The 26118-nt window shown below is 60.7% G+C and carries 26 protein-coding genes and 1 pseudogene; 15 read left to right on the top strand and 12 right to left on the bottom strand.

Annotated elements, in window-relative coordinates; all coding sequences use genetic code 11:
* The first annotated feature begins 41 nt into the window (after positions 1–41).
* From phaZ to FJD34_RS18275, 3 genes are all read left to right on the top strand, one after another.
* Positions 42–899: a poly(3-hydroxyalkanoate) depolymerase gene (gene phaZ, locus FJD34_RS18285; RefSeq protein ID WP_029296035.1), complete on the top strand. Its 858-nt coding sequence runs from the start codon at positions 42–44 to the stop codon at positions 897–899.
* Positions 900–1001: 102 nt separating this feature from the next.
* Positions 1002–2684 (top strand): class II poly(R)-hydroxyalkanoic acid synthase, encoded by a 1683-nt coding sequence (gene phaC, locus FJD34_RS18280; protein ID WP_032862230.1) that lies wholly within the window; start codon positions 1002–1004, stop codon positions 2682–2684.
* A 32-nt stretch (positions 2685–2716) separates the two neighbouring features.
* Positions 2717–3337, top strand: coding sequence for a TetR/AcrR family transcriptional regulator (locus FJD34_RS18275; RefSeq protein WP_090292788.1), 621 nt, complete (start codon positions 2717–2719; stop codon positions 3335–3337).
* An 80-nt stretch (positions 3338–3417) separates the two neighbouring features.
* Here FJD34_RS18275 and FJD34_RS18270 read toward each other — a convergent pair whose 3' ends face one another.
* From FJD34_RS18270 to FJD34_RS18260, 3 genes are all read right to left on the bottom strand, one after another.
* The gene (locus FJD34_RS18270) at positions 3418–4368 is read right to left on the bottom strand and encodes a phasin family protein (protein WP_032862234.1); all 951 of its coding nucleotides are present in this window, start codon (positions 4366–4368) and stop codon (positions 3418–3420) included.
* Between the two features lie 11 nt (positions 4369–4379).
* Complete coding sequence (locus tag FJD34_RS18265) at positions 4380–4802, bottom strand: phasin family protein (RefSeq protein ID WP_032862235.1); 423 nt, start codon at positions 4800–4802, stop codon at positions 4380–4382.
* 138 nt (positions 4803–4940) lie between these two features.
* The gene (locus tag FJD34_RS18260) at positions 4941–5216 is read right to left on the bottom strand and encodes a polyhydroxyalkanoic acid system family protein (RefSeq protein ID WP_032862236.1); all 276 of its coding nucleotides are present in this window, start codon (positions 5214–5216) and stop codon (positions 4941–4943) included.
* A 156-nt stretch (positions 5217–5372) separates the two neighbouring features.
* Here FJD34_RS18260 and ubiE point away from each other — a divergent pair, with 156 nt between their 5' ends.
* From ubiE to FJD34_RS18205, 12 genes and pseudogenes are all read left to right on the top strand, one after another.
* Positions 5373–6143 (top strand): bifunctional demethylmenaquinone methyltransferase/2-methoxy-6-polyprenyl-1,4-benzoquinol methylase UbiE, encoded by a 771-nt coding sequence (ubiE, locus tag FJD34_RS18255; RefSeq protein ID WP_003209306.1) that lies wholly within the window; start codon positions 5373–5375, stop codon positions 6141–6143.
* On the top strand, positions 6143–6766 hold the full coding sequence (locus FJD34_RS18250; RefSeq protein WP_090292786.1) for a ubiquinone biosynthesis accessory factor UbiJ: 624 nt from the start codon (positions 6143–6145) through the stop codon (positions 6764–6766). The genes ubiE and FJD34_RS18250 overlap by 1 nt, the downstream gene beginning before the upstream one ends.
* On the top strand, positions 6763–8367 hold the full coding sequence (gene ubiB / locus FJD34_RS18245; protein WP_032862238.1) for a ubiquinone biosynthesis regulatory protein kinase UbiB: 1605 nt from the start codon (positions 6763–6765) through the stop codon (positions 8365–8367). The genes FJD34_RS18250 and ubiB overlap by 4 nt, the downstream gene beginning before the upstream one ends.
* A gap of 64 nt (positions 8368–8431) precedes the next feature.
* The gene (hisI, locus tag FJD34_RS18240) at positions 8432–8824 is read left to right on the top strand and encodes a phosphoribosyl-AMP cyclohydrolase (RefSeq protein ID WP_029296001.1); all 393 of its coding nucleotides are present in this window, start codon (positions 8432–8434) and stop codon (positions 8822–8824) included.
* A 2-nt stretch (positions 8825–8826) separates the two neighbouring features.
* Positions 8827–9159 (top strand): phosphoribosyl-ATP diphosphatase, encoded by a 333-nt coding sequence (locus FJD34_RS18235; RefSeq protein ID WP_003187881.1) that lies wholly within the window; start codon positions 8827–8829, stop codon positions 9157–9159.
* A 28-nt stretch (positions 9160–9187) separates the two neighbouring features.
* Positions 9188–9463: a twin-arginine translocase TatA/TatE family subunit gene (locus FJD34_RS18230; RefSeq protein ID WP_032862239.1), complete on the top strand. Its 276-nt coding sequence runs from the start codon at positions 9188–9190 to the stop codon at positions 9461–9463.
* A gap of 10 nt (positions 9464–9473) precedes the next feature.
* Positions 9474–9875, top strand: a complete 402-nt coding sequence (gene tatB, locus FJD34_RS18225) for a Sec-independent protein translocase protein TatB (protein WP_065944531.1) — start codon at positions 9474–9476, stop codon at positions 9873–9875.
* The gene (tatC, locus tag FJD34_RS18220) at positions 9872–10663 is read left to right on the top strand and encodes a twin-arginine translocase subunit TatC (protein ID WP_032862241.1); all 792 of its coding nucleotides are present in this window, start codon (positions 9872–9874) and stop codon (positions 10661–10663) included. The genes tatB and tatC overlap by 4 nt, the downstream gene beginning before the upstream one ends.
* Positions 10660–11367 carry a 16S rRNA (uracil(1498)-N(3))-methyltransferase gene (locus tag FJD34_RS18215; protein ID WP_065944530.1) on the top strand — a complete coding sequence of 236 codons (708 nt, stop codon included), beginning with the start codon at positions 10660–10662 and terminating at the stop codon, positions 11365–11367. Before tatC ends, FJD34_RS18215 begins: the two co-directional genes overlap by 4 nt.
* A gap of 180 nt (positions 11368–11547) precedes the next feature.
* A pseudogene (locus FJD34_RS28875) lies at positions 11548–12609 on the top strand (methyl-accepting chemotaxis protein); the annotation flags it as partial.
* A complete protein-coding gene (locus FJD34_RS28870; RefSeq protein WP_373290111.1) occupies positions 12592–13464 on the top strand; it encodes a methyl-accepting chemotaxis protein in 873 nt (290 codons plus the stop codon). The pseudogene FJD34_RS28875 and the gene FJD34_RS28870, both read left to right, overlap by 18 nt.
* 187 nt (positions 13465–13651) lie before the next feature.
* Complete coding sequence (locus FJD34_RS18205) at positions 13652–15559, top strand: methyl-accepting chemotaxis protein (protein ID WP_090292785.1); 1908 nt, start codon at positions 13652–13654, stop codon at positions 15557–15559.
* Between the two features lie 15 nt (positions 15560–15574).
* Here FJD34_RS18205 and FJD34_RS18200 read toward each other — a convergent pair whose 3' ends face one another.
* The 9 genes from FJD34_RS18200 to FJD34_RS18160 form a co-directional block, all read right to left on the bottom strand.
* Positions 15575–16309, bottom strand: coding sequence for an amino acid ABC transporter ATP-binding protein (locus FJD34_RS18200; protein ID WP_029295984.1), 735 nt, complete (start codon positions 16307–16309; stop codon positions 15575–15577).
* Positions 16302–17261: an amino acid ABC transporter permease gene (locus tag FJD34_RS18195; RefSeq protein WP_032862245.1), complete on the bottom strand. Its 960-nt coding sequence runs from the start codon at positions 17259–17261 to the stop codon at positions 16302–16304. The genes FJD34_RS18200 and FJD34_RS18195 overlap by 8 nt, the downstream gene beginning before the upstream one ends.
* A 128-nt stretch (positions 17262–17389) precedes the next feature.
* On the bottom strand, positions 17390–18187 hold the full coding sequence (locus FJD34_RS18190; RefSeq protein WP_032862246.1) for a transporter substrate-binding domain-containing protein: 798 nt from the start codon (positions 18185–18187) through the stop codon (positions 17390–17392).
* 222 nt (positions 18188–18409) lie between these two features.
* Complete coding sequence (locus tag FJD34_RS18185) at positions 18410–19210, bottom strand: transporter substrate-binding domain-containing protein (RefSeq protein ID WP_032862247.1); 801 nt, start codon at positions 19208–19210, stop codon at positions 18410–18412.
* 229 nt (positions 19211–19439) lie between these two features.
* Positions 19440–22010: a glucans biosynthesis glucosyltransferase MdoH gene (mdoH, locus tag FJD34_RS18180; RefSeq protein ID WP_032862248.1), complete on the bottom strand. Its 2571-nt coding sequence runs from the start codon at positions 22008–22010 to the stop codon at positions 19440–19442.
* The gene (locus tag FJD34_RS18175; RefSeq protein ID WP_167360840.1) at positions 22003–23694 is read right to left on the bottom strand and encodes a glucan biosynthesis protein G; all 1692 of its coding nucleotides are present in this window, start codon (positions 23692–23694) and stop codon (positions 22003–22005) included. Before FJD34_RS18175 ends, mdoH begins: the two co-directional genes overlap by 8 nt.
* Before the next feature lie 312 nt (positions 23695–24006).
* The gene (gene dtd, locus FJD34_RS18170; RefSeq protein ID WP_032862249.1) at positions 24007–24444 is read right to left on the bottom strand and encodes a D-aminoacyl-tRNA deacylase; all 438 of its coding nucleotides are present in this window, start codon (positions 24442–24444) and stop codon (positions 24007–24009) included.
* Positions 24441–25412, bottom strand: coding sequence for a prolyl aminopeptidase (gene pip / locus FJD34_RS18165; protein WP_032862250.1), 972 nt, complete (start codon positions 25410–25412; stop codon positions 24441–24443). Before pip ends, dtd begins: the two co-directional genes overlap by 4 nt.
* 319 nt (positions 25413–25731) lie before the next feature.
* Positions 25732–26097, bottom strand: coding sequence for a hypothetical protein (locus FJD34_RS18160; protein ID WP_090292783.1), 366 nt, complete (start codon positions 26095–26097; stop codon positions 25732–25734).
* Positions 26098–26118 lie beyond the last annotated feature (21 nt).

Below are 26118 nucleotides of genomic sequence, written 5' to 3'. Positions count from 1 at the left end.
ATTGACCGCATTCCAGCTGTAACACTTCACAGGGCTAGAGCATGCCGCAACCGTTCATCTTCCGAACCATCGACCTGGATGGCCAGACCATCCGCACGGCGGTACGACCGGGCAAGTCTCACTTGACGCCGCTGCTGATTTTCAACGGCATTGGCGCCAACCTTGAGCTGGTGTTTCCGTTCGTCCAGGCCCTGGACCCAGACCTGGAAGTGATTGCCTTTGACGTGCCGGGTGTCGGTGGTTCCTCGACGCCCAGCCGGCCCTATCGTTTTCCCGGCCTGGCCAAACTCACCGCGCGCATGCTCGATTACCTGGACTATGGCCAGGTCAATGCCGTGGGAGTTTCCTGGGGCGGCGCCCTGGCGCAGCAGTTTGCCTACGACTACCCGGAGCGCTGCAAGAAGTTGATCCTGGCCGCCACCGCTGCCGGTGCCTTCATGGTGCCGGGCAAGCCAAAAGTGTTGTGGCTTATGGCCAGCCCCCGGCGCTACATCCAACCGTCCCACGTGGTGCGCATCGCGCCAATGATTTATGGCGGCTCGTTCCGCCGGGATTCGAAGCTGGCCGCCGAACACGCGAGCAAAGTGCGCTCGGCGGGCAAGCTGGGTTACTACTGGCAACTGTTCGCCGGGCTTGGCTGGACCAGCATTCATTGGCTGCACAAGATCAAGCAGCCGACCCTGGTGCTGGCCGGCGACGACGACCCGCTGATCCCGCTGGTCAACATGCGCATGCTGGCCTGGCGTATTCCCAACGCACAGTTGCACATCATCGACGATGGCCACCTGTTCCTGATCACCCGGGCCGAAGCAGTCGCGCCGATCATCATGAAGTTTCTCCAGGAAGAACGCTTGCGCGCGGTGATCCATCCGCAGCCGGCCCCCTATAGCAACACCTGAGCAGTACCGGGCCAGGACGGCCCCTACGCGCAACTTGGCCAGAACCGACTATGGTTCTGAACTTGTGTGCTTGCTTGTGAATTGACGAAGGAGTGTTGGCTCATGCGTGACAGACCCGTGAAGATCCCGGCACCGACCCCCGCCGCGTTCATCAATGCACAAAGTGCAATCACCGGCCTGCGCGGCCGGGACCTGCTGTCGACCCTGCGCAGCGTCGCCGCCCATGGGCTGCGCAACCCGCTGCACAGCGCCCGCCATGCCCTGGCGCTGGGCGGGCAACTGGGGCGGGTGCTGCTGGGTGAGACCGTGCATGAACCCAACCCCCACGACAGCCGCTTCGCCGACCCCACCTGGAAACTCAACCCGCTGTACCGACGCAGCCTGCAAGCCTATTTGAGCTGGCAGAAACAGACCAAGCACTGGATTGACGACAGCAACCTGAGCGACGACGACCGCGCCCGTGCGCACTTTGCCTTCTCGTTGCTCAACGATGCGGTGTCACCGTCCAATACCCTGCTCAACCCGCTGGCGATCAAGGAGTTGCTCAATTCCGGCGGCAACAGCGTGGTGCGCGGTGTGAGCAACCTGTTCGACGACCTGCTGCACAACAATGGCCTGCCGCGCCAGGTCACCAAGCAAGCCTTCGAAGTCGGCAAGACCGTCGCCACCACGCCCGGTTCGGTGGTGTTTCGCAATGAACTGCTGGAGCTGATCCAGTACAAGCCCATGAGCGAAAAACAGTACGCCAAGCCGCTGCTGGTGGTGCCGCCGCAAATCAACAAGTACTACATTTTCGATTTGAGCCCGACCAATAGCTTCGTGCAGTACGCCCTGAAGAACGGCCTGCAAGTGTTTATGGTCAGTTGGCGCAACCCGGACGTGCGTCATCGCGAGTGGGGCCTGTCCACCTATGTGGCGGCGCTGGAAGAAGCGCTGAATATCTGCCGGGCGATTACCGGCGCCCGCGAAGTGAACCTGATGGGCGCCTGCGCTGGTGGCCTGACCATCGCCGCCCTGCAAGGCCATCTGCAAGCCAAGCGCCAGCAACGCCGCGTGGCCAGTGCCACTTATCTGGTGAGCCTGCTGGACAGCCAGATCGACAGCCCCGCCATGCTGTTTGCCGACGAACAGACCCTGGAGGCAGCCAAGCGCCGCTCCTACCAACAAGGGGTGCTGGATGGCCGGGACATGGCCAAGGTCTTCGCCTGGATGCGCCCCAATGACCTGATCTGGAACTACTGGATCAACAACTACCTGCTGGGCAAGGAGCCGCCAGCGTTCGACATCCTGTACTGGAACAATGACAACACCCGTTTGCCGGCGGCCTTGCACGGCGATCTGCTGGACTTCTTCAAGCACAACCCCCTGAGCCATCCCGGCGGCCTGGAGGTGTGCGGCACCCCCATCGACCTGCAGAAAGTCACGGTCGACAGTTTCAGCGTGGCCGGGATCAACGATCACATCACGCCGTGGGACGCGGTCTACCGCTCGACCTTGCTGCTGGGCGGCGACAAACGCTTCGTACTGTCCAACAGCGGGCATATCCAGAGCATCCTCAACCCGCCGGGCAACCCCAAGGCCAATTTTGTCGAAAACCTCAAGCTGAGCAGCGACCCCCGCGCCTGGTACTACGACGCCAGCCACGTCGAGGGCAGTTGGTGGCCGCAATGGCTGGCGTGGATCCAGCAACGCTCCGGGGTGCAGCGCGAGACCCTGACAGCCCTGGGCAACCAGAACTACCCACCGATGGAGGCGGCGCCCGGCACCTATGTGCGGGTTCGCTGACACCCTGGCCCATTGACCACTAAGAAGACTGGATGAAAACCCGCGACCGTATCCTTGAATGTGCCCTGCAGTTGTTCAACCACAAGGGCGAGCCGAATGTTTCAACCATGGAGGTGGCCAATGAAATGGGGATCAGCCCCGGCAACCTCTATTACCACTTCCACGGCAAGGAGCCGCTGGTGCTGGGGCTGTTCGAGCGTTTCCAGGGGGAGCTGGCACCGCTGCTCGACCCACCGGCAAATGTGCAGTTGGCGCCGGAGGATTACTGGCTGTTCCTGCACCTGATCGTCGAGCGCATGGCGCACTATCGGTTCCTGTTCCAGGACCTGTCGAACCTGGCCGGACGCCTGCCCAAGCTGGCCAAGGGGATTCGTCACCTGCTGACTGCGCTCAAGCGCACACTGGCTTCGCTGTTGGCCAGGCTCAAGGCCGAGGGGCAGTTGGTCAGCGATACCCAGGCGCTAGGGCAATTGGTGGAGCAGATCACCATGACCCTGCTGTTCTCCCTGGATTACCAGCGGATTCTTGATCGCGAGGCTGAGGTGCGGGTGGCGGTGTATCAAGTGATGATGCTGGTGGCGCCGCACTTGCTGATGCCGGCGCGGTTGGCGACCGAGCGTTTTGCTCTGCGCTACCTGGACGACACAGAGTAAAAATGTGGGAACGGGCTGTTCTCAAGCCCCAATAAAATGCCCGACCGTTGAAGGCCGGGCATTTTTGTGTCCCGAACAGATCAGGACTGACTGGATGGCGTCGGGGTTGCCGGCGTTACAGTCGAGGTTGCTGCGGCGGACGTCGGCGCGGTGGCCGAGTTGGTCGCGGCTATAGGGGTTGCAGGCTTGGCCGCTACCGCTGGCTTCGGCGCTGCTGGCTTCTTGGCTACGGCGGGTTTCTTCGCCGCTGGCTTTGCAGCCGGCTTGGCTGCCGCAGGTTTGGCTGCTGGCTTTGCGGCGGCCGGTTTGGCAGCTGGTTTGGCTGCAACTGGCTTGGCAGCCGGTTTGGCGGCAGCCGTTTTGGCCGCTGGCTTGGCGGCAGGTTTCGCTGCTGGCTTGGCCGCAGGTTTGGCTACCGCTTTGGCCGCTACAGGCTTCTTGGCTGCTGGTTTGGCTGCTGCGGTTTTCGCCGCTGGCTTGGCAACTGCCTTGGCCGCAGGTTTAGCGGCAGGTTTGGCAGCGGCCTTGACCAGAGGCTTGGCCACGGTTTTCGCCGCAGGTTTGGCAGCAGCCGTCTTCGCCGCCGGCTTGGCAGCCGGTTTTGCAGCTGCTTTCACTGGGGCAACTTTAGCGCCGGTCAGTTTTTCGATTTGCTTGGTCAGGGTATCGACCTTGCTGTGCAGTGCCTTCACTTCAGTACGGCTAGGCACGCCCAGTCGCGAAATGGCACTGTTGAGGCGCTTGTCGAGTGCGCCTTCAAGCTCACCCCAAGTTCCCAACACCTGCTTCTTCGCATCACTGATGCGCGAACCGGCAGTTGCCTTGGCCGCAGTAACTTGTTTACCCACTGTGCTCTTGGTCAACTTCTCGGCCTTCTCGCCGTCTTTAACCAAAGTCTCGAAGAGTTTGCTGCCGTCACTGTCGATCTTCGAGTACACGCCTAAACCAGCCAGCCAGATCTTGCGGGAGTATTCTTCAACTTTCCCGACCCAAGAGCTGCCTTCTTTCTGAGTAGTCTTTTTAACAGCCATCCGATGTCTCCTTAGTGTTTACGCGCGACACGTTCGAGCAATGCCGTTAGCTCATCGAGCTTAGCAGAGAGTGTCTCCACGTCATGTTTAGACGCAATGCCGATTCGATTCAAGGCACTTGCAACACGCGCGTCAAAAGCCTTCTCGACTTTATCCAGTTGAACTTCGACGCGACCCTTGACGCTGGAGACATTGCTCTTAACGTAATCAATCTGACTGTTGGCAGCATCAAGTTGTTCATTCACAACTTTTTTACCTTTACTTTCAACATGTTGACCAGTCTTCACAAGATCCTTGAAGTACTCGCTGCCTTCACTGCCGACCTTCGCGTAAGCCCCCAAACCCGCCAACCAGATCTTGCGAGCATAGGTTTTAACGTCGCTCAGGGCGCTGATTTGGGTGTCGATTTTTTTCTTCAAAATAACTTTGGCCATGGTGCACCTCACGCATAAAAGGGTGGAGGAACTGCCCACAGGAGTTGAGGGCTGAGTACAAAGTAGGGAGAAAAATTAGAATCGGCACCCTAAGAACTGCGCAATCGACCTGCACTCGATGCGGCGCGCGGTCGCAGATCAGGCCAGCGCCTTATCCAGGGCCTTCTCGATTTCGGACTTGATGGTGCCACTCATGGCGGACATCAACAGGCCCAGTTCCACCTCGATCCTTAAAGAGTCCTCGGCCACTTTCAATGTGCCTTTGACGCCGGAGCGCTTGAGGTTCAGCGTATCGCCGGACCACGACGGTTCCAGGCCATATTGTTCCTTGAGTTTATGTGCCAACTTCTCGGCTTTCGCCCTGGCAGCTTCCTTACCCAGTGCGTGGGCACGTTCAATCTGTATGCGGGCCATTTGAATGACTCCTCGTTATAGAGACGTATTGAGCACCCTGCTCACCCGCCATGCGGCAAAAGGTCTCGGCGGCCACCTATCTTACCTTCAGCCTTGCCAAGACAAAGCATGCCTTGGGGATTAGAATGTCCCGCATTCTCTTTTGGTGACAGCGATATGACTGATCAGCGCAAAGGCAGCGATGCCGAACCCACCACTCACTTCGGCTTCAAGAACGTCCCGGAAAGCCAGAAAGCGGAAAAAGTCGCTGAGGTGTTCCACTCCGTGGCCGCCAAGTACGACTTGATGAACGACGTGCTGTCGGGCGGCATGCACCGCCTGTGGAAGCGTTTCACCATCGAATTGTCCGGCGTACGCACCGGCAACCGCGTGCTGGATATCGCCGGTGGCACGGGCGACCTGGCGGCCAAGTTCTCCAAGCTGGTTGGCCCCACCGGCCAGGTGGTATTGGCCGACATCAACGGCTCGATGCTCAAGGTCGGTCGCGACCGCCTGCTGGACAAGGGCGTGGCGGGCAATATCGAGTTCGTCCAGGCCGACGCTGAAAAGCTGCCGTTCCCGGACAACCATTTCGACTGCGTGACCATTGCCTTTGGCCTGCGCAACGTGACTCACAAGGAAGATGCGCTGCGTTCGATGCTGCGCGTGCTCAAGCCGGGCGGTCGCCTGCTGGTGCTGGAGTTCTCCAAACCGACCAACGCGCTGATGTCCAAGGTCTACGACACTTACTCGTTCGCCTTCATGCCGTTGATGGGCAAGCTGATCACCAATGATGCCGAGAGCTATCGCTACCTGGCCGAATCGATCCGCATGCACCCCAACCAGGAAACCCTGAAGTCGATGATGGTAGAGGCCGGTTTCGACCGCGTGACCTACCACAACATGACCTCCGGCATCGTTGCCCTGCACCGCGGCATCAAGCCCTGATGTTGCTCTCGGGCCTTCTCGCCAGCGTCGAACACGGCCTCAATCGTGTCCTGCGCCTGGACAGCACCGCCCTGGCGCGGCTGGCGCACCTGAACGGCAAGATCATTGCCGTCGATTGCACCAGCCCGGCCTTGCAGCTGTTTATCCTGCCCAGCGATGAAGGCCTTATGCTGGCAGCGCACTGGGCCGCCGAGGCCGACTGTACCCTGCGCGCGCCGGCGGCCAGCCTGCTGCGCCTGGCCTTGAGCCGGGACAAGACCGCGATCCTGCACGGTCCGGACGTGACCCTTGAAGGCGACAGCGCGGTGCTGATGGACCTGGCCGCCGTGCTGCAAGACCTGGAGCTGGACTGGGAATACGAGCTATCCCGCTGGCTCGGCCCGGTGGCCACCCAGTTGATCAGCGGCCACCTGCGCAGCCGCTCGCGCTGGTACCAGCAGGGTTTCGCCAGCCTCAACCAGAACCTCGCCGAATACCTGAGCGAAGAATCGCGCACCCTTGTCGGACAACGGGAAGCCGAAGCGCGCTTTCGTGAACTCGACCAGGCCAAACTTGACCTGGAACGGCTTGAGGCGCGCTTCGAGCGTCTGAGCCGCTCCCTTGATCCAAGCGATAACGCATGAAGCTGCTCGCCGTCCGCCGTCTGTTTCGTATCCAACGCGTCGTCATCCGCTACCGCCTCGATGACCTGCTGTTCGCCCTGCCGCTGCCGTGGTTTCTGCTGGCTGTGCGCTATGTGCTGCCGTGGCGCTGGTTCCCGCGCAAGACCCTGGACCTGAGCCGTGGCGCGCGCCTGCGCCTGGCCTTGCAGGACCTGGGGCCGATCTTCATCAAGTTCGGGCAGATCCTGTCCACTCGCCGCGATTTGCTGCCCGAAGACATCGCCGACGAACTGATGCTGCTGCAGGACCGCGTGCCGCCGTTCGACTCCCAGCAGTCGATGAGGCTGATCGAAGAGCAGTTGGGCAAGAAAATCAGCGACGTGTTCAGCCGTTTCGATGTCGAACCCCTGGCCTCGGCCTCGGTCGCCCAGGTACACGCCGCCCAACTGAAAACCGGCGAAGAAGTAGTGGTGAAGGTGATCCGCCCCGGCCTCAAGCCGATCATCGGCCAGGACCTCGCGTGGCTGTTCATCCTCGCCCGTGCCGCCGAGCGCTTCTCTGCCGATGCGCGCCTGCTGCACCCGGTGGATGTGGTCGCCGACTACGAAAAAACCATCTACGACGAACTCGACCTGTTGCGCGAGGCGGCCAACGCCAGCCAGCTCAAGCGCAACTTCGAGGGTTCGCCGCTGCTGTACGTGCCGCAGGTCTATTGGGACTGGTGCCGGCCCAAAGTGCTGGTGATGGAGCGTATCTACGGGGTGCAGGTCACGGACCTGGCAACCCTGGCCGACCAGCGCACCGACATGAAGATGCTGGCCGAGCGCGGTGTGGAGATTTTCTTCACCCAGGTGTTTCGCGACAGCTTCTTCCATGCCGACATGCACCCCGGCAACATCTTCGTCAGCACGGTGAACCCATGGAGCCCGCAATACATCGCGATCGACTGCGGCATCGTCGGCAGCCTCACGCCCGAGGACCAGGACTACCTGGCGCGCAACCTGTTTGCCTTTTTCAAGCGTGATTACCGCCGCGTGGCGCAGTTGCACATCGATTCGGGCTGGGTGCCGGCCGAAACCAAACTCAACGAATTCGAGGCGGCGATCCGCACCGTGTGCGAGCCGATTTTCGAAAAACCGTTAAAAGATATTTCCTTCGGCCAGGTACTGATGCGCCTGTTCCAGACTGCGCGACGCTTCAATATGGAAGTGCAGCCGCAGTTGGTGCTATTGCAGAAGACCCTGCTCAATATCGAAGGCCTGGGCCGCCAGCTGTACCCGGACCTGGACCTGTGGAACACCGCGCAGCCGTTCCTCGAACGCTGGATGCGCGAACGCGTCAGCCCGAAAACCCTGCTGGGTAACCTGCAAAGCCAGGTCGAGCAACTGCCGCACCTGGCCAACATGACCCGCGATCTGCTGGAGCGCATGTCCCAGCCCCACGCCAAGGACCCGGCGCCGCCGTGGCACCGGCGCAAGGACGACTGGTTCCTGCGCCTGCTCGGCGCGGCGCACCTGGGCGGTGGCGCGGTACTCGCGGCCGGTGGGCCATTGACCGACCTGAGTTACTGGCCAGCGGGCATCATGGTCGCCGTAGGCCTTTATCTGGTCGTGCGTCGATAGCCCGCGCGGCTATACACTGTTGCACATCGCCGGAGCGGCTAGCGCACGGTTGTCGGAGTCGAAGATGAAAGACTGGCTGGACGAGATCAAATGGGACAGCGACGGCCTGGTGCCGGCCATTGCCCAGGACCACAAGACCGGGCGCATCCTGATGATGGCCTGGATGAACCGCGAGGCCTTGAGCCTGACTGCCGCTGAGCAGCGTGCCATCTACTGGTCACGTTCCCGTGGCAAACTGTGGCGCAAGGGCGAAGAGTCCGGGCATGTGCAAAAACTGCACGAAATGCGCCTGGACTGCGACGCTGATGTGATCGTGCTGATGGTCGAGCAGATCGGCGACATCGCCTGCCATACCGGCCGTCACAGCTGCTTCTACCGCGTGTTCGAGAACGGCGCATGGAAAACCGTCGAGCCGGTGCTCAAAGACCCGCACGCTATTTACTCGGCAGGACATTGAACATGAGCGATACCCTGAACCGTGTGGCCCAGGTGCTGGAGGACCGCAAAGGTGCGGACGCCGACAGCTCTTATGTCGCCAGCCTGTACCACAAGGGCCTGAACAAGATTCTGGAAAAACTCGGCGAAGAATCCGTCGAGACCATCATCGCCGCCAAGGATGCGCAAATCAGCGGCGATTACAGCGATGTAATCTATGAGACCGCCGACTTGTGGTTCCATAGCCTGGTCATGCTCGCCCAACTGGGGCAGCACCCACAGGCCGTACTGGATGAACTGGACCGTCGCTTCGGCTTGTCCGGGCACGCCGAAAAGGCCTCGCGCCCGTCCGCCTGAATAACTTTTTGACTTGAGGAAGTGCAGCATGGGCATTTTTGACTGGAAACACTGGGTTGTTATTCTCGTCGTGGTCGTACTGGTGTTCGGCACCAAGAAACTGAAAAACCTGGGCACTGACGTCGGCGAATCCATCAAGGGCTTTCGCAAGGCCATGAACGACGACGAAAAACCGGCCGACACCGCCAACCCGGTGCCACCGGCGCAGCCTGTACACCCGCAGGCCGCACAGCCGATCACTGAACGTCGCACCTTCGACGTGCAGGCCGAGAAAGTCGAAGAGCCGTCCCGCAAAGACTCGTGAGCACTGACTAATGTTTGGTATCAGCTTCTCTGAACTGCTGCTCGTCGGCCTCGTCGCCTTGCTGGTGCTGGGCCCCGAACGCCTGCCTGGCGCGGCACGCACGGCCGGCCTGTGGGTCGGGCGCCTGAAACGCAGTTTCAACGCCATCAAGCAGGAAGTTGAACGGGAAATCGGCGCCGACGAAATCCGCCGGCAGTTGCACAACGAACACATTCTGTCCCTGGAGCAGGAAGCGCGAAAAATCCTCTCGCCCCAGCAACAGGCACCGAGACCCGTTGAGCCGGTGGCCGAACAGAGCATTGCGCCAGTGGTTGACCCCGCAGCGCCCGCCGCACCCTCGACAGAACCGGCACCGGCGCCCACCGCGTCGCCCGCGCCCCACGATCCTACATTGCCGCCGCGAGCCCCATGAGCGCTGATAAACCGGAAAACGACCAGCATATGCCGCTGGTCTCGCACCTCACCGAGTTGCGCACCCGCCTGCTGCGGTGTGTCGCGGCGATCTTCGTCATCTTCGCCGGGTTGTTTGCCTTCACCCAGCAGATCTACACCTTCGTCTCCACGCCGCTGCGCGAGTACCTGCCGGTAGGCGCGACGATGATCGCCACCGACGTGTCCTCGCCGTTCCTCACGCCGCTCAAGCTGACGATGATGGTTTCGCTGTTTTTGGCGATCCCGGTGATCCTGCACCAGATCTGGGGCTTTATCGCGCCTGGCCTGTACAAGCATGAAAAACGCATCGCCGTGCCGCTGCTGGTGTCGAGCATCATGCTGTTCTACACCGGCATGGCGTTCGCCTACTTCCTGGTATTCCCACTGATCTTCAAATTCTTCGCCGCCGCCACCCCGGCCGGTGTGGAGATGATGACCGACATCACCAGCTACCTCGACTTCGTGATGACGCTGTTCTTCGCCTTTGGCGTGGCCTTCGAAATTCCGGTGGCGGTGGTGCTGCTGGTATGGATCGGCGTGGTCGACGTCAAATACCTGCGCAAGATCCGCCCGTACGTGATCATCGGCTGCTTTGTGGTCGGCATGATCCTGACTCCGCCGGATATCTTCTCGCAAACCCTGCTGGCCGTGCCGATGTGGATGCTGTTTGAAGTGGGCATCCTGTTTGGCAGCCTGGTGAGCAAGCGTGGCGAGCACCCGGATGATCAACCCGCCGACGACGATCAGCCACCAGCGACGCAACCGTGAACCTGCTGCTACTGGAGGAGGCCGACTTTATCGCGGCCGACCGGGTGATCCTGCGTGACCGGCGCCTGGTGCACATGCAGGAAGTCCATCGCGCGGTGGTCGGCGACAGCCTGCGTGTCGGGCGCATTGGCGGGCTGATGGGCAATGCCCAGTTGCTACGCCTGGACGCCGGCGAAGCCGAGTTGCAAATCAGCCTCGACCAGCCGCCACCGGTAAAACTGCCGCTGACCCTGCTGCTGGCCCTACCGCGCCCGAAAATGCTGCGCCGGGTATTGCAGACCGTAGCCTCCATGGGCGTACCGCGGGTAGTGCTGGTCAACAGCTACAGGGTTGAAAAAAGCTTCTGGCAGACCCCGTTCCTGGAGCCTGAAGCGGTTCGCGAACAACTGATCCTCGGCCTGGAACAGGCGCGCGATACCGTGCTGCCCGAAATCATCATCGAAAAGCGCTTCAAACCCTTCGTCGAAGACCGCCTGCCCGCCCTGGCCCAGGGCACCCTTGGCCTGGTTGGGCATCCCGGCGATTACCCGCCCTGCCCACGCGGCCTCGATGAACCGGTGACCCTGGCCATCGGCCCCGAGGGTGGCTGGATTCCCTACGAAGTGGACTTGCTGGCCAAGGCCGGCTTGCAGCCGGTGCAACTGGGCGCGCGGATCCTGCGAGTAGAAACCGCCGTCACCGCCCTGCTGGCCCGCCTCTTCTGACCAAACTGAGATCTCCTGTAGGAGCGAGCTTGCTCGCGAAAAACTTGAGAGCGACGCGTTCATTTAGCACGCACCCGTTATCGTTGAAGATTTTCGCGAGCACGCTCGCTCCTACAGAATCGCGTTGACGTGCCGATAGCCTTTGAATAAGTCCAAGCCTTGTTCAGGGGAGTTCACCGCATGTACCGTTGGCTAGCTGAAAAACTGGGAAATGTAAGCGTCAATCGCAAGCTGAGCATGGGCTTTGGCCTGGTATTGGTCCTCACGCTCCTGATCACGTTCACCGGCTGGACGGGCCTGAGCGGCGTGATCAGCCGTGGCGACAAACTGGGCTTTATTTCCAGCCTAAATGAACTGACCAAAGACCTGCGCCAGGCCCGCCTGGACTATGAAATGCGTCGTGGCGAACAAGGCCCGGGACTGGTCAACGAGCTAATGGACAAGCTCGACAGCGGCCTGAAAACCGCACGCAGCCAGATCGAGCAGCCGGCCGATGTCGCCATGATCGACGAGCAACTGGCCGCCGTCGCCAAGTACAAACAGTCCTTCAGCGCCATGGTCCAGGCCGGCGCCCACCGCGAAGATGCCCGCAGCAAACTCGGCGCCACAGCTGACAACGCCGTTGCACGGGTCTCTGAAATCGAAAAAAACCTGCTGCAAGGTGACAGCGTCAGCCAATTCAACAGCGTGATCGACTTGAGCAAGTTGATCCAACAGGCACGCTTCCAGGTGCGCGGCTACACCTACAGCGCCAAGGCCGAAGCCGAACAGCCGGCCCTGGACGCCATCGCCAATGCCCTGAAGAACGCCGACAGCCTGCGCAGTCAACTGCCGGAGCAATACAGCGCCAACCTGCAAGAGGCCAGCGACTCCCTCAAGGCCTACCTTGCCGCTGTCAGCCAGTTCCGCGACTCCCAGGTGGCCAGCGCTGCGGCCCTCAAGGCCATGGCCGAACAAGGCGACCTGCTGTTCGATCACAGCAAGAAACTCACTGTTTCGCAAACCGTGGTCCGTGACAACGATGCCGCACAAGCCAAGCAACTGCTGATCCTGGCGACCGCCCTGGCCCTGGCTTTCGGCTTGTTCGCCGCCTGGGCGATTACCCGGCAGATCGTGATCCCATTGAGCCAGACCCTCAAGGTCGCCGAGCGCGTCGCCGCTGGTGATCTGACCCACGACCTGGTGTCGCAACGCCAGGACGAACTGGGCCAACTGCAGCGCGCCATGCAAAGCATGACCATGGGCCTGCGCGACCTAATCGGCGGGATCAGCGACGGTGTGACCCAAATCGCCAGCGCCGCCGAAGAGTTGTCGGCGGTGACCGAACAGACCAGCGCCGGGGTCAACAGCCAGAAGGTCGAGACCGACCAGGTGGCCACCGCAATGAACGAAATGGCCGCCACCGTGCAGGAAGTGGCGCGCAATGCCGAGGAAGCCTCCGAGGCTGCCGTCGCCGCCGACCAACAGGCCCGCGAAGGTGACAGGGTGGTCGGCGAAGCCATCGCCCAGATCGAACGCCTGGCCGGTGAAGTCGGCAACTCCACCGAGGCCATGGGCCATCTCAAGCGCGAAAGCGACAAGATCGGCAGTGTGCTGGACGTGATCAAGTCCGTGGCCCAGCAAACCAACCTGCTGGCCCTCAACGCCGCCATTGAAGCGGCGCGTGCCGGGGAGGCCGGACGTGGGTTCGCGGTGGTGGCCGATGAAGTACGCAGCTTGGCGCAACGCACGCAGAAGTCCACCGAGGAAATCGAAGAGTTGATCGTCGGCCTGCAAAGCGGGACCCAGCAGGTCGCTACCATCATGGACAACAGCCGGGACCTTACCGACAGCAGTGTCGAACTGACCCGCCGTGCTGGCCATGCCCTGGAAAACATCACTCGCACGGTCTCGGCGATCCAGGCGATGAACCAGCAGATCGCGACCGCCGCCGAGCAGCAGAGCGCCGTGGCCGAGGAGATCAACCGCAGTGTGTTGAACGTACGTGATGTGTCCGAGCAGACCGCTGCGGCCAGTGAAGAGACCGCCGCCTCCAGTACCGAACTGGCACGCCTGGGTACCCATCTGCAGACGCTGGTTGGCCGCTTCCGGGTCTGAGGCCTGCCCTTCGCGGCGATCCGTCCGGGTCGCCGCTTGCAGCTTGTGAAATTTCCTACATGTTTTTCAGTCCTTGATCAGTACGCCTGGCGCCCAAGGGAACTAGCGTTCAAATGGATTTAATGTGTCCACGCCCGTCGGCGCCCCGGCACGTTGAACTCCTTTGCGCACTTGCCGGAGGTTGGCCATGCTTCGTCGAATGACTCAACTGCTGGGTAACGCCAGTGTCACCCTCAAACTGGTCCTGGGTTTTGCCTTGGTGCTGGCCCTGAGCCTTGTGATTGCCCTGACCGGTTGGCAGGCCCTCGCCGCCTCGCTCTATCGTTCACAGACCTTGACCGTTCTCGCACAACTAGCGGTCACCGGCGAAGAACTACGGGCCGACCGAATCGTTTATCGCACCCTTGACGATGAGGTCAGCCTCAACAAACTGAGCCTGTCCATGGGGAAGATCGACGGGTATCTGGCCGAGCTTTCGAACCGCCTCAAAGTGGCGAAACCTCTGCAGTACTTGCAAAGCATGGCCAGCTTTTCCGGCCAGTTCAAAACCACACTCAAGGATGTGCCATCGCTGGTCAAACAACGGGAAACTGCCCGCGAGCAACTCAAACAAAGCTCTGTGCGCACCAGTGACGTCCTGGCGCAATTGGCCAGCGACCTGCCAGATCAGGAGGACGAAAAAGCCCTCGATGCCGTCGAAAACCTGCGCCTGGCTATCGAACAGGCCGAAGACCGTGCCCTGAGCCCGGCCTGGGCCGCCAGCAGCCTGGATGCCTATGCCCAGGCCGTCAGCGACGCGGAGCGCAGCCTTGAACTTGCCCAGGCGACCGTGGAGAAGCTGCCCGTGGACAGCAGCGCATTGAGAAATGCCGTACTCAGCATCCGGACACACCTGACACGCCTGCGGGACACCCAGCTTACGACCGAGGGCGCGCAAAACCAGCTGGAGCAGCAGTTGGACCAACTGCTGGCTCAAAGTGACCTGCTCAGCCAGGACCAGACCCAGCGCCGCGACCGGGAGGCCGAGCAAGCCCATACCCAGACCCTCGCCATTACCGGTGCAGCCTTGCTCTTCGGCGCCCTGGCCGCCTGGGTAATCGCCGGGCAGATCGTCAAGCCACTGCGCCGGGCACTGGCAGTGGCCAATCGCATTGCCGATGGCGACCTGAGCCACGACGTGCAGACCCCGCGCCGGGATGAGCTGGGCCAGTTGCAATGCAGCATGGCGCAAATGACCCTGAACCTGCGGGGGCTGATTGGCAGCATCAGTGACAATGCCCGGCAAATCGCCAGCGCCGCCGAGGAGCTCTCCTCCGTCACCGAGCAAACCCGGGCGGGCGTCAGCAATCAGCGCGACGAAACCGAGCAGGTGGCGACCGCAATGAACCAGATGCTCGCCACCGCCCAGGAAGTCGCCCGGCATGCCGAACAGGCCTCGATTGCCGCCAACCAGGCCAATCAGCAGACCGAACTGGGCGACCAGGTGGTGACGGATGCGGTGGCGCACATTGAACATCTGGCCCACGAAATGGCGCGCTCAAGCCAGGCAATGCTAGGCCTGCAACGGGAAAGCCAGAAAATCGGCAGTGTGCTGGAGGTGATCAAGTCGGTGTCCCAGCAAACCAACCTGCTGGCCCTCAATGCGGCGATCGAGGCGGCACGTGCAGGTGAAGCTGGTCGAGGGTTCGCAGTGGTTGCTGACGAAGTACGCAGCCTTGCCCAGCGCACCCAACAGTCCGCCGAGGAAATCGAAGAACTGATTGGCGGGCTGCACAGCGGCACGCAACAAGTCGCGGATATCATGGACAACAGCCGCACCTTGACCGATCGCAGCGTCGGCCTGACGCGCAACGCTGGGGACGCCCTGACAGAAATCGCACGTACCGTGCTGGTCATCCAGGAAATGAATCCACAGATCGCCGCCGCCGCAGAGGAGCAAAGTGCGGTGGCCGAGGAGATCAATCGCAGCGTGTTGAAAGTCAGGGACGTGTCGGAGCAAACCGCCGCTGCCAGTGAACAGACGGCGGCGGCGAGCATTGAATTGGCACGCTTGGGAGCGGATCTTCAGCGGTACGTGGGCAAGTTCAAGGTATGAACCTGCCCAGGTGCCTTACAGAACCTGGCGCAAAAACGCCTGTGCCCGTGGGTCCTTCGGCGAGTCGAAGAACTGCGCGGGCGCAGCATCTTCCAACAGTTTGCCGTGATCGAAAAACAGCACCCGATCCGCCACTTCCCGGGCAAAGCCCATTTCATGGGTCACGCAGACCATGGTCATGCCTTCCAGGGCCAGGGTTTTCATGACGTCGAGCACTTCGCCGACCATTTCCGGGTCCAGCGCCGAGGTGGGCTCGTCAAACAGCATGACCTTGGGTTCCATCGCCAACGCCCGGGCAATCGCCACGCGCTGTTGCTGGCCACCGGAAAGCCTGGACGGAAACTCGTTGGCTTTCTGCGCAATGCCGACCTTCTCCAGCAACGCCAGGGCCTTGGCCTCGCGCTCCTTCTTGCCACGCTTGCGCACCACTTTCTGCGCCAGGCACAGGTTTTCCAGCACGGTCATGTGGGGGAACAGGTTGAAGTGCTGGAACACCATGCCGACTTCCCGGCGATAGGCGTTCACATCGGTCTTGGGGTCGGCCAGTTGCAGGCCGTCGATGCTCACCGAACCGGAGTCGAACTCCTCCAGGCCGTTGAGGCAGCGCAGGAAGGTCGATTTTCCAGAACCGGACGGGCCGATCACTACCAGCACTTCGCCCTTGGCCACCTGGGTGGTGACGTGATCCACCGCGCGGACCACATGCCCACGAGTATCGAAGACTTTTACCAGATCGCGGACTTCAATCACTTTGCGCGAGCCTCCGCTCAAGCCGGCTGGCCATTTTCGACAGCGGCAGGTTGATCAGCAGGTACAGGCCTGCGACACAGAACAGGATTTCAAACGGCGAGAACGAGGTGGTGATGACCTCGCGACCGCTCTTGAGCAGCTCGGTAATGGCGATCACCGACACCAGCGAAGTGTCCTTGACCAGGCTGATAAATTGCCCGGCCAACGGCGGCAGCACGCGTTTGAAGGCCTGCGGCAGCACCACATGACGCATCGACTGGCTGGCGCTCAAGCCCAGGGACCGGGCAGCTTCGCCTTGGCCACGGGCAATCGACTGCACACCGGCACGCACGATTTCTGCCACATAGGCGCCGGTAAACAGCGACAGCGCGGCGATGCCGGCAAACTCACGGGACAGGTTCAGCACCGTGCCGATAAAGAAATAGAAGATGAAGATCTGCACCAATAGCGGCGTGCCGCGTACCAGTTCGACGTAGATCGTCGACAGATCGCGCAAGGTCGGGTTATTCGACAAACGACACAGGCCGGTTGCCAGGCCGATGAACAAGCCCAATACCCCCGAGACCAGCGACAGCCACAGGGTGGTCCACAAGCCCCACATCAACGGGCCCAGCGCCCAATGTCGAGTCACGCCGATCACATCGCCTTCGGCCACATCGTCGCCACGGGCCACTTGCAGGCTGTTTTCGGCCACCGTCAGGTGCTGCTCGGCGCCAGCGTCGTTGCGCAAGGTAACTTCAGCAACGTCGCCTTTGCGCACCAACTCGACCACGGTGGAAATATCCGCCGCCCGCTTGGATTCTTCAGCCTGATAGGCAAAGTATTGCGGCACGCGGTTCCAGCGCCATTCGTAGGACATCAGCGAGGTGGCGTAGTACAACGCGCCGGCCAGGCCGACCAGCACCAGCACGGTCAGCAGGTGCCAGGGCCATTGGGCTTTTTTCTGTTTCATTGCAGGTTCCGGGATTGATATCGCCTGTCAGGCCGCCATCGCGAGCAAGCCCGCTCCCACCTTGGAATACATTCCAAATGTGGGAGCGGGCTTGCTCGCGATAGGCGCGACTCGGTATTCAGACAGCCTTATTCCATGTCCTTGAGCCACTCGGAGCTCTTGAACCACTTGTCATGGATGCGATCGTAGGTGCCGTCGTTGCGGATCTGGTGCAGGAAGTTGTTGATGAAGTTGATGCTGTCGTAGTCACCCTTCTTCAGACCGAATGCCAGAGGCTCGTAGGTGAAGGGTTCTTCGAGGTACACCAGCTTGCCATTGCCGACTTTTTTCTCGGCAACCACGTTGTACGGCGCGTCGTAGACAAAGGCGTCGGCCTTGCCGTTGACCACGTCAAGCACGCCTTCCTGTTCGTTGTCGTAGCCGTGGTACTTGGCCTTGGAGATCAGCTTCTTGGCCACCATCTCGCCGGTGGTGCCGAGTTTGGAGGTCAGGCGGTACTTCTCGTCATTCAGGTCTTTATAGGACTTGATGGTGCCTTCCAGTTCCTTGCGAATCAGCAGGGTCTGGCCAACCACGATGAAGGGTTCGCTGAAGTTCAGGCGCAGGTTGCGTTCCTGGGTCAGGGTCATGCCGCTGCCGATCATGTCGAACTTGCCGGTGAGGAAGGCCGGGATAATGCCGTCGTAACCGGTGGAGACCAGCTCCAGCTTGACGCCCATGGACTTGGCCATCGCCTTGAGCAGGTCGACTTCGAAACCAATGATTTCGCCGCGTTTGTTGGTCATCTCGAACGGCATGTAGGTCGGATCCATCCCGACTTTCAAGGTACCGCGCTTGACCGCTTCGTCAATCGCACCCGCCTGGGCCGTATTGACTGCCAGCAGGGCCGTCACGCCGAGCATCAGCATCGAAAGATACTTTTTCATCACCAAGTCCCCTGACTCATTTTATTTTGATGCAGGCCTTCGCATGGCCGCACTATTTCTTCGGGGAGCGATGCTAACCCACTCGCCCATCGGCACAAAGGTCTAGCCAGGATTTGTTGGCGGATATGACAGAAAAACCCCACATAAATCCAGGGAAAAGCGCTATTAGACGGTTTGCCATGGTGGCTGCTTACCTTGGAGTTATGTAAGCAGTTGTGACCATCATTCGATCTCCGACAGCCAGTCCGTGTCCCTGAACCACTTGTCATGCAACCGATCGTAGGTGCCATCCTGGGCAATTTGGTTGAGGAAGTGATTGATCCAGTTCAGGCTGTCGTAATCGCCCTTCTTCAGGCCAAACGCCAGGGGTTCATAGGTGAAGGGCTGCTCCAGGGCCAGCAGCGCGTGGTTTTGCGGCTTGGCCAGGGCAATCAGGTTATAGGGCGCATCGTGGATAAAGGCATCCATCCTGCCGCTGACCACCTGGCGTATGCCCTCCTCCGCCGTGGCAAAGCTGCGCAGTTGCGCAGCGCCCACAAAGCGTCGTGCCGCCGCCTCGCCCGTCGTGCCGTCGGTTGAGGCAATCCGATAGCCGGCCTCGTTCAAATCCTCAATGCTGCTGACTTTCCCGGCCAGGCGCGGGTGGAGCAGAACGGTCTGGCCGACGATGATGAATGAATCACTGAAATTGAGCTTGAGGTTGCGCTCCTGGGTCACGGTCATGCCGCTACCGATCATGTCGAACCGGTCGGCCAGCAGGCCCGGGATCAGTTCGGTATACGCCACTGGCACCCATTCCAGCGTCACCCCCAGGGCATCGCTCATGGCTTCGAGCAGATCAGCTTCAAAGCCGATGACACGCCCCTGCCTGTCAGTCATTTCAAAGGGCACGTAGTTGGGATCGGTCCCCACTTTCAGCACGCCACGCCGCACCGCCTCGTCAACGGCGCCTGCCTGTGCCATCTGCACCTGTACCAACGCGACAATGCCCAGCAACAGCATCGACCAGTAACCTTTGATCATGAAAAGCCCCTTTTTCGTTAAGCAGCCGCGCACCAGGCGTTGCGCGGCCAGCGCACACCAGAGGCGGTCGATTCAGATTTGGGGGGCGATCCTAACCCACTGACAGGCACGGCAATACGCCTTGAGCCAGGGTCTTTTGTATCGAAGTTAGAGGGGTAAAGCGCAAGCGACTGGCGCTGTAGGAAGGGCGTTTCAAGCGCCCCCGAGACAGCTCTCGGGGGCGTCTGAATCAGGCAGGTTGCGCCTGGGATGACAGCGGTTGCAACGGCAGCAACGGCGCATGCGGGTCGGACTTGACCGACTCACGCCAGGCGCCAAGCCACTCGGCATGCCCTTCGCCCCAGACTTGCTCATGCAAGCGCGCCAGGGCCACCGGGTCGCTGAGCAAGGCCACACGCTCATTGTTGTTGAGGCCGGCAGGGCCAACCTTCAACGCATGCCGCACACGCTCGGTACGCAGCCACTCGATCGGCTCCGCCTGGCCATGCCGGGAAGTCGCCAGGGCGCAGGCCAGGGCGTTCTGCTGCGGATCAACCACCGCCCGCACAAAACCGTCATTGAGTGCATGCCAACGGTTTTCATGGGTGTAGCGGTCGGTCGACAGCAACGCTTGCGGCGGGTTGTATTCCTCAGGAATCAGGAACAGGCTTTCGTCGCGAGACTTGAGGCCCAGCTTGACCCGGCTGGAGATCACCGAGACCGGGATCGACAGCATCAGCGAACCGACAATCGGCACCAGCCACCACAGGAAGCTGGGGTTCAACCACACCACCAGCAGTGCCCAAAAGAAGCCCAGCAAGGTCTGCGGGCCGTGGCGCTTGACCGCCTCGCTCCATGGCGTGGAGTCGTCGTCACGTTGCGGCGAGTTCCAGGTCGCGGCCCAGCCAAGGAACGCGGCCAGTACAAAACGGGTGTGGAAAATCATCCGCACCGGCGCCAGCAGCATGGAGAACAGCATCTCCAACAGCATCGACAAGGTCACCTTGAACTTGCCACCGAACTCTTTCGCACCCTTGGCCCAGATCAGGATGATGCTCAGCAACTTGGGCAGGAACAGCAGCACGATGGTGGTGGAGAACAGCGCCACCGCCTTGTCCGGATGCCATTGTGGCCACAGCGGGTACAACTGGCGGGGCGCCATGAAGTACTGCGGCTCCATCAGGGTATTGACCGCCAGCAAGGCCGTGGACAGCACCAGGAACAGGAACCACAACGGCGCCGACAGGTACGACATCACGCCAGTGAGGAACACCGCACGGTGTACCGGGTGCATGCCCTTGACCAGGAACAGGCGGAAGTTCATCAGGTTGCCGTGGCACCAGCGACGGTCTCGCTTGAGTTCGTCCAGCAGGTTGGGCGGCAATTCTTCGTAGCTGCCGGGCAAGTCGTAGGCAATCCACACACCCCAGCCGGCACGGCGCATCAGCGCAGCTTCAACAAAGTCGTGGGACAGGATGGAACCGGCAAACGCGCCTTTACCCGGCAATGGCGCCAGGGCGCAGTGCTCGATAAACGGCTTCATGCGGATGATCGCGTTGTGGCCCCAGTAGTGGGACTCGCCCAACTGCCAGAAGTGCAGGCCAGCGGTGAACAGCGGGCCGTAGACGCGGGTAGCGAACTGCTGCATGCGTGCATACAGGGTGTCCATGCCCGAAGCCCGTGGCGCGGTCTGGATGATCCCCGCGTCCGGCGTGGCTTCCATCAGGCGCACCAGGCTGGTCAGGCATTCGCCGCTCATCACGCTGTCGGCGTCGAGGACCACCATGTACTTGTAGTCGCCGCCCCAGCGACGGCAGAAGTCGTCGAGGTTGCCGCTCTTGCGTTTGACGCGACGGCGACGGCGACGATAGAAGATCTTGCCAAAGCCACCGGCCTCGCGGCAGACATCAAGCCAGGCTTGCTGTTCGGCGATGCAGATATCGGCGTCGTTACTGTCGCTGAGCACGAAGAAATCGAAACGGTCCAGGTCGCCAGTGGCGGCCACCGATTCGAAGGTCGCGCGCAGGCCGGCAAACACCCGCGGCACGTCTTCGTTGCAGATCGGCATCACCAACGCGGTACGGGCATCCTTGGGGATAGGTTCGTCGCCGGCGCTTTTCCCGGAAATACGGTATTTGTCATGGCCGGTGAGCAACTCAAGGAAGCCCATCAGCGCCGTCCAGAAACCCGCCGAAACCCAGCAGAACAGAATCCCGAACATGATCAGAATGCTGGTTTGCAGGGCGTACGGCAGCACCTGGGTGGCGGTTTGCAGCAGGGTCTGGTTGCGGATCTCGTCAAAGTCGACGAAGGACCAACCCTGGTAAGGCATGATGCCTTTCATGTACCAGCCCGCCACAATCGTCTGGCCGAGCATCAGCACCAGCAGGATATAGCGGCGGATCGAACCGACGGTGCGCCAGCGGGCAGCGGGCAGCACGCGCTCGTCTTTTTTCGGTTCCGGCGGGTTGGTGCGACCCGTCAGCCGGCGCCAGCCGCGTACCAGGATATTGGTGCGCCAAGGCTCTGGCACCACTTTGGTGCGACGAATCGGCGGCGTGGCCTTCAGGCAAACCCGACCGCTGGCATCGAGCACCAGCATTTCGGCGTCTGCCAGTTCTTCGGCAGTGCTCAGGGTCAACCGACGGCCAACCGACGCCTGTGCAGCATCCACAGGCGCATCAAAAGTCGAGGACGACAGGCGCTCGTGCAGCTCGGAGAAGGACTTGCAGCCCGCCAGTTCGGCGCGCTGCTCGTCGGTCATCGGAAGATGCGCCAGGTACTCGGCAAGAGTCTCTGGCTGGGCTTGAGAGTTACTCATCGGCAGGCAACTGATTGCTCCAGGTTTCAGTCAGGACTTGTTCTGTCTTGACCGGTTCCGGGGTGGCTGGGGCAGCTTCTGGCTGCTTGTCTTGCTTGTCCTTGGCGTCTTTCTTGGCGTGCTTCTCGTGTTGCTTGGCCAAGACTTTGTCAGCCTTCAGGACTTGGGTGGAAACCTGCTCTGGCTCGCTCTTGACGATATCCTGGACCAGGGCCGCACGCATTTCGGTCGGTTTGCCCGCATCCTTGATCTTCAAGCGCAGGGTCAGGCGCCAGCCCTTGGTGTGCGGGTTGTAGCGCACGCTGTTTTCCACGACTTCGCCGTTTTCACCGACGCTGACCTGGCCGCGCACTGCTGCATCTGGCTTCAAGGCCTTGAGGGACGGGCCCTCGAAGTCCACCAGATAGGCCACGCTGCCATCTGGCTGGCGGATCAGGTTCGATTGTTTCACGTCACCGGTCGAACGCAGGGTCTGCTTGACCCAGGCGCTGTCTGGCGAGTGGAACGGTGCATCGTCCAGGGTCCAGTGCAGGCGGTAGGCGACATCCAGCGGCTCACCTGGCTTAGGCAGTTCGGCCGGGCTCCAGAACGCAACGATGTTGTCGTTGGTTTCATCGGCGGTCGGAATCTCTACCAGATCGACCGAACCCTTGCCCCAATCGCCTTCAGGCTCAATCCAGGCGCTTGGGCGCTTGTCGTAGTTGTCGTCGAGGTCTTCGTACTGGCTGAAGTTGCGACCACGCTGCAACAGGCCGAAACCACGCGGGTTTTCCACCGAGAAGTTGCTGACCGACAGGTGTTTAGGGTTGTTCAGCGGGCGCCAGATCCACTCGCCGTTACCGGCATGGATCGACAGGCCGCTGGAATCGTGCAGTTCGCGACGGTAGTTGAGGACCTTGGACGGCTGGTTGGCGCCGAACAGGAACATGCTGGTCAGCGGGGCAACGCCCAGCTTGCTGACCTTGTCGCGCAGGAACATCTGCGACTTGACGTCGACAATGGTGTCGGTGCCCGGGCGCAGGATCAGGCGATAAGCACCGGTGGCCCGTGGCGAGTCCAGCAGGGCAAAGATCACCAGGTGCTTGTCACCCGGCTTTGGACGCTCGATCCAGAACTCGGTGAAACGCGGGAACTCTTCGCCGGACGGCAGCGCGGTGTCGATCGCCATGCCACGGGCGGACAGGCCGTAGACCTGGTCCTTGCCCACAACGCGGAAATAGCTGGCGCCGAGCATGGTCATGATTTCGTCTTGCTTGTCGTCCTTGTTGATCGGGTACAGCACACGGAAACCGGCATAACCCAGCTGTTCGGTGGCTTTGGGATCGAACTTGACGTCACCGAAGTCGAAACGCGTCGGGTCGTACTTGATTTCCTTGACGTCGGTCGCGGTGACTTCGTTGATCTTCACCGGCGTATCGAAGTGCATGCCCTGGTGATAGAAGGACAGCTTGAACGGGGTTTTCTGATCGGCCCACTCGGCCTTTTCATTGCGGAAACGAATTTTCTGGTAGTCAGCGAACTTCATTTCGCGGAATTCGTTCGGCAGATTGCTGCGCGGGGCTTCGTATTTCTGCCCGGCCAGCTCTTTTGCCTTGGCCGACACATCGTCCAGACTGAATGCCCACAGTTGACCCGCGCCGAACAGGCAAAACAGGGCAGAGCCCGTTACCAGTGCGTTTCGCAACCGTTTGGCAGACAATTTTGGTGCATTACAGGGACTAACAATCACGAGCAACCCTCGCCGAAAACAGATCAAAAAACCAACGGCCAGCTATCTATATGCCAGGTTGGCGAGCATTGTTCCGACTCCGAAGGGGCTAAATGATTCCCCAACGGCACTCGGACAAGTCTCTACCTAAGTCAAAAATGGACCAATTTACGCTGATCCCCGTAGCGCGCGATTATCTAGTAGCCGGTGAGATAACGCAGCAGGGGCAGCGAAGTATTTGTAGCGAAAACTTGCGTTTTTGCGCATTAAAAGTCGTTTTTCATACAATCAGGTCTGCAAAAGGAAGGTGACCGGCCCGTCATTGACCAAATGCACCTGCATATCCGCGCCAAAACGCCCCGACGCCACAGTGCCATGCAATTGTTGCGCTTGTAGCAACAAGTGCTCGAAAAGCGCCTCGCCCAGCGCCGGAGGAGCCGCCGTGGAGAAGCTGGGACGCAAGCCGCTCTTGGTATCGGCTGCCAGGGTGAACTGAGACACCAGCAGCAAACCGCCGCCAATGTCCTTCAACGACAGGTTCATCTTGCCCTCGTCGTCACTGAACACCCGATAGTTAAGCAGCTTATGCAACAGCTTGTCGGCACTGGCCACTGTATCTGAAGGCTCGACAGCTACCAGCACCAGCAAACCCTGGTCTATCGCACCGACCACTTCCCCCGCCACCTCGACCCGGGCACCGCGTACCCGCTGCAAAAGGCCTTTCATGCTTCTTCGGGTGGCAAATCAAGCAGGCGCCGTGCCATCTGGCTCGCCGCACGCACCAATGCATCAGTGATTCCGGGCTCGGAAGCCGCGTGCCCCGCCTCGCGGATCACCTGCAGTTCGCTGTTCGGCCAGGCTTGATGCAGTTCCCAGGCATTGTCCAGCGGGCAGATCATATCGTAGCGGCCATGCACGATGATGCCAGGCAGATGGGCGATCTTGTGCATGTCGCGAATCAGTTGGTTGGGCTCAAGGAATGAATTATTGGTGAAGTAGTGGCACTCGATGCGGGCAATCGACAGGGCACGCTGGGGTTCTGAAAAGCGCTCGATCAGTTGCGGGTTGGGGCACAGGCCGAGCATGCGGCCTTCCCAGGTGGACCAGGCCTTGGCGGCATGCATCTGGGCGATCTGGTCGTTGCCGGTCAGGCGCTTGTGGTAGGCGCTGATCATGTCGTGGCGTTCTTCCACGGGGATTGGCGCGATGTAATCCTGCCAGTAGTCCGGGAACAAACGGCTCGCGCCGGCCTGGTAGAACCATTGAATGTCCTGGGGACGGGCCAGGAAGATGCCGCGTACGATCAGTCCATGCACGCGGTCGGGGTGGGTTTGCGCGTAGGCCAGGGCCAGGGTCGAACCCCATGAACCGCCGAACAGCACCCATTTTTCTATGCCCAGGTGCTCGCGAATGCGCTCAAGGTCGGCCACCAGGTCCCAGGTGGTGTTGTTTTCCAGGTTGGCCCGCGGCGTGGAACGCCCGCAACCGCGCTGATCAAAGGTGACAATGCGGTACAGGTTGGGATCGAAATAGCAGCGGCTATTGGCATCGCACCCGGCACCCGGGCCGCCATGGATGAAGACAACGGGCAAACCTTGCGGGGAACCGCTTTCGTCGACATACAGCGTGTGGGTTTGGTCGACGGCCAGATCGTGCCGGGCGTAGGGTTTGATCTGCGGGTACAAAGTCTGCATTGCGCGCTCCGTAAGGGGTCGGTTCCATCCCTGGGGGGACGTCTATTATTTTGCCGTCTGGCATCATAAACCCGAATTGTGCAATGAGCATGTCCTTGAGGGCTTGGATCTACGTCAGCGATTCGCCAGGAAGACTCACTGAACCACGTGTGGGAGCGGGCTTGCTCGCGATAGCGGCGTATCAGTCGACATATTTTTTGAACTGACAGACCGCTATCGCGGGCAAGCCCGCTCCCACATTTGTTCTCCATTGTTTGATCTGACGCGTACGAAGCAGGGTTTGAGGCCTGGGCAGCTGTAGATCCTTTGCGTCGTGTTATCAGCGCTTATTGAACAGCCGCTTTATGCCTCGCCACTGGGTCCGTTTGAGGTTTTCATCCAGAAGCCGACAGACCCACAGCAAGAACTGGTGGTTGTTACAACCGAAGTAATGCTCTGAAAAGCACAGTTCATAATCAAACGGGGCGGCATTGCGTAAGCGGCCAGATGCCAGGTTCTTACGCAGGTAGCGGTGTATTTCCCGCTTGAGTAGCCAGACGCTGAGGCGGGAGTGAGCGTCAACATAGCCTTGCACAATGTCCTGCAAGGAAAAGGGCACAATTGCAGCTTCACCTTCCCTGCGCCACGCACCGACCCTCTCGCCCACTTCGCTATACATGAAACTCGTTAAACGTTCGTAAGCCATAACCGCCTCAGATAATCACAA

The sequence above is a fragment of the Pseudomonas brenneri genome (assembly GCF_007858285.1).
Classification (GTDB): Bacteria; Pseudomonadota; Gammaproteobacteria; order Pseudomonadales; family Pseudomonadaceae; genus Aquipseudomonas; species Aquipseudomonas brenneri.
The sequence above is the reverse complement of the archived record's forward strand: the minus strand, read 5'-3'. Positions and strand labels throughout refer to the sequence as shown.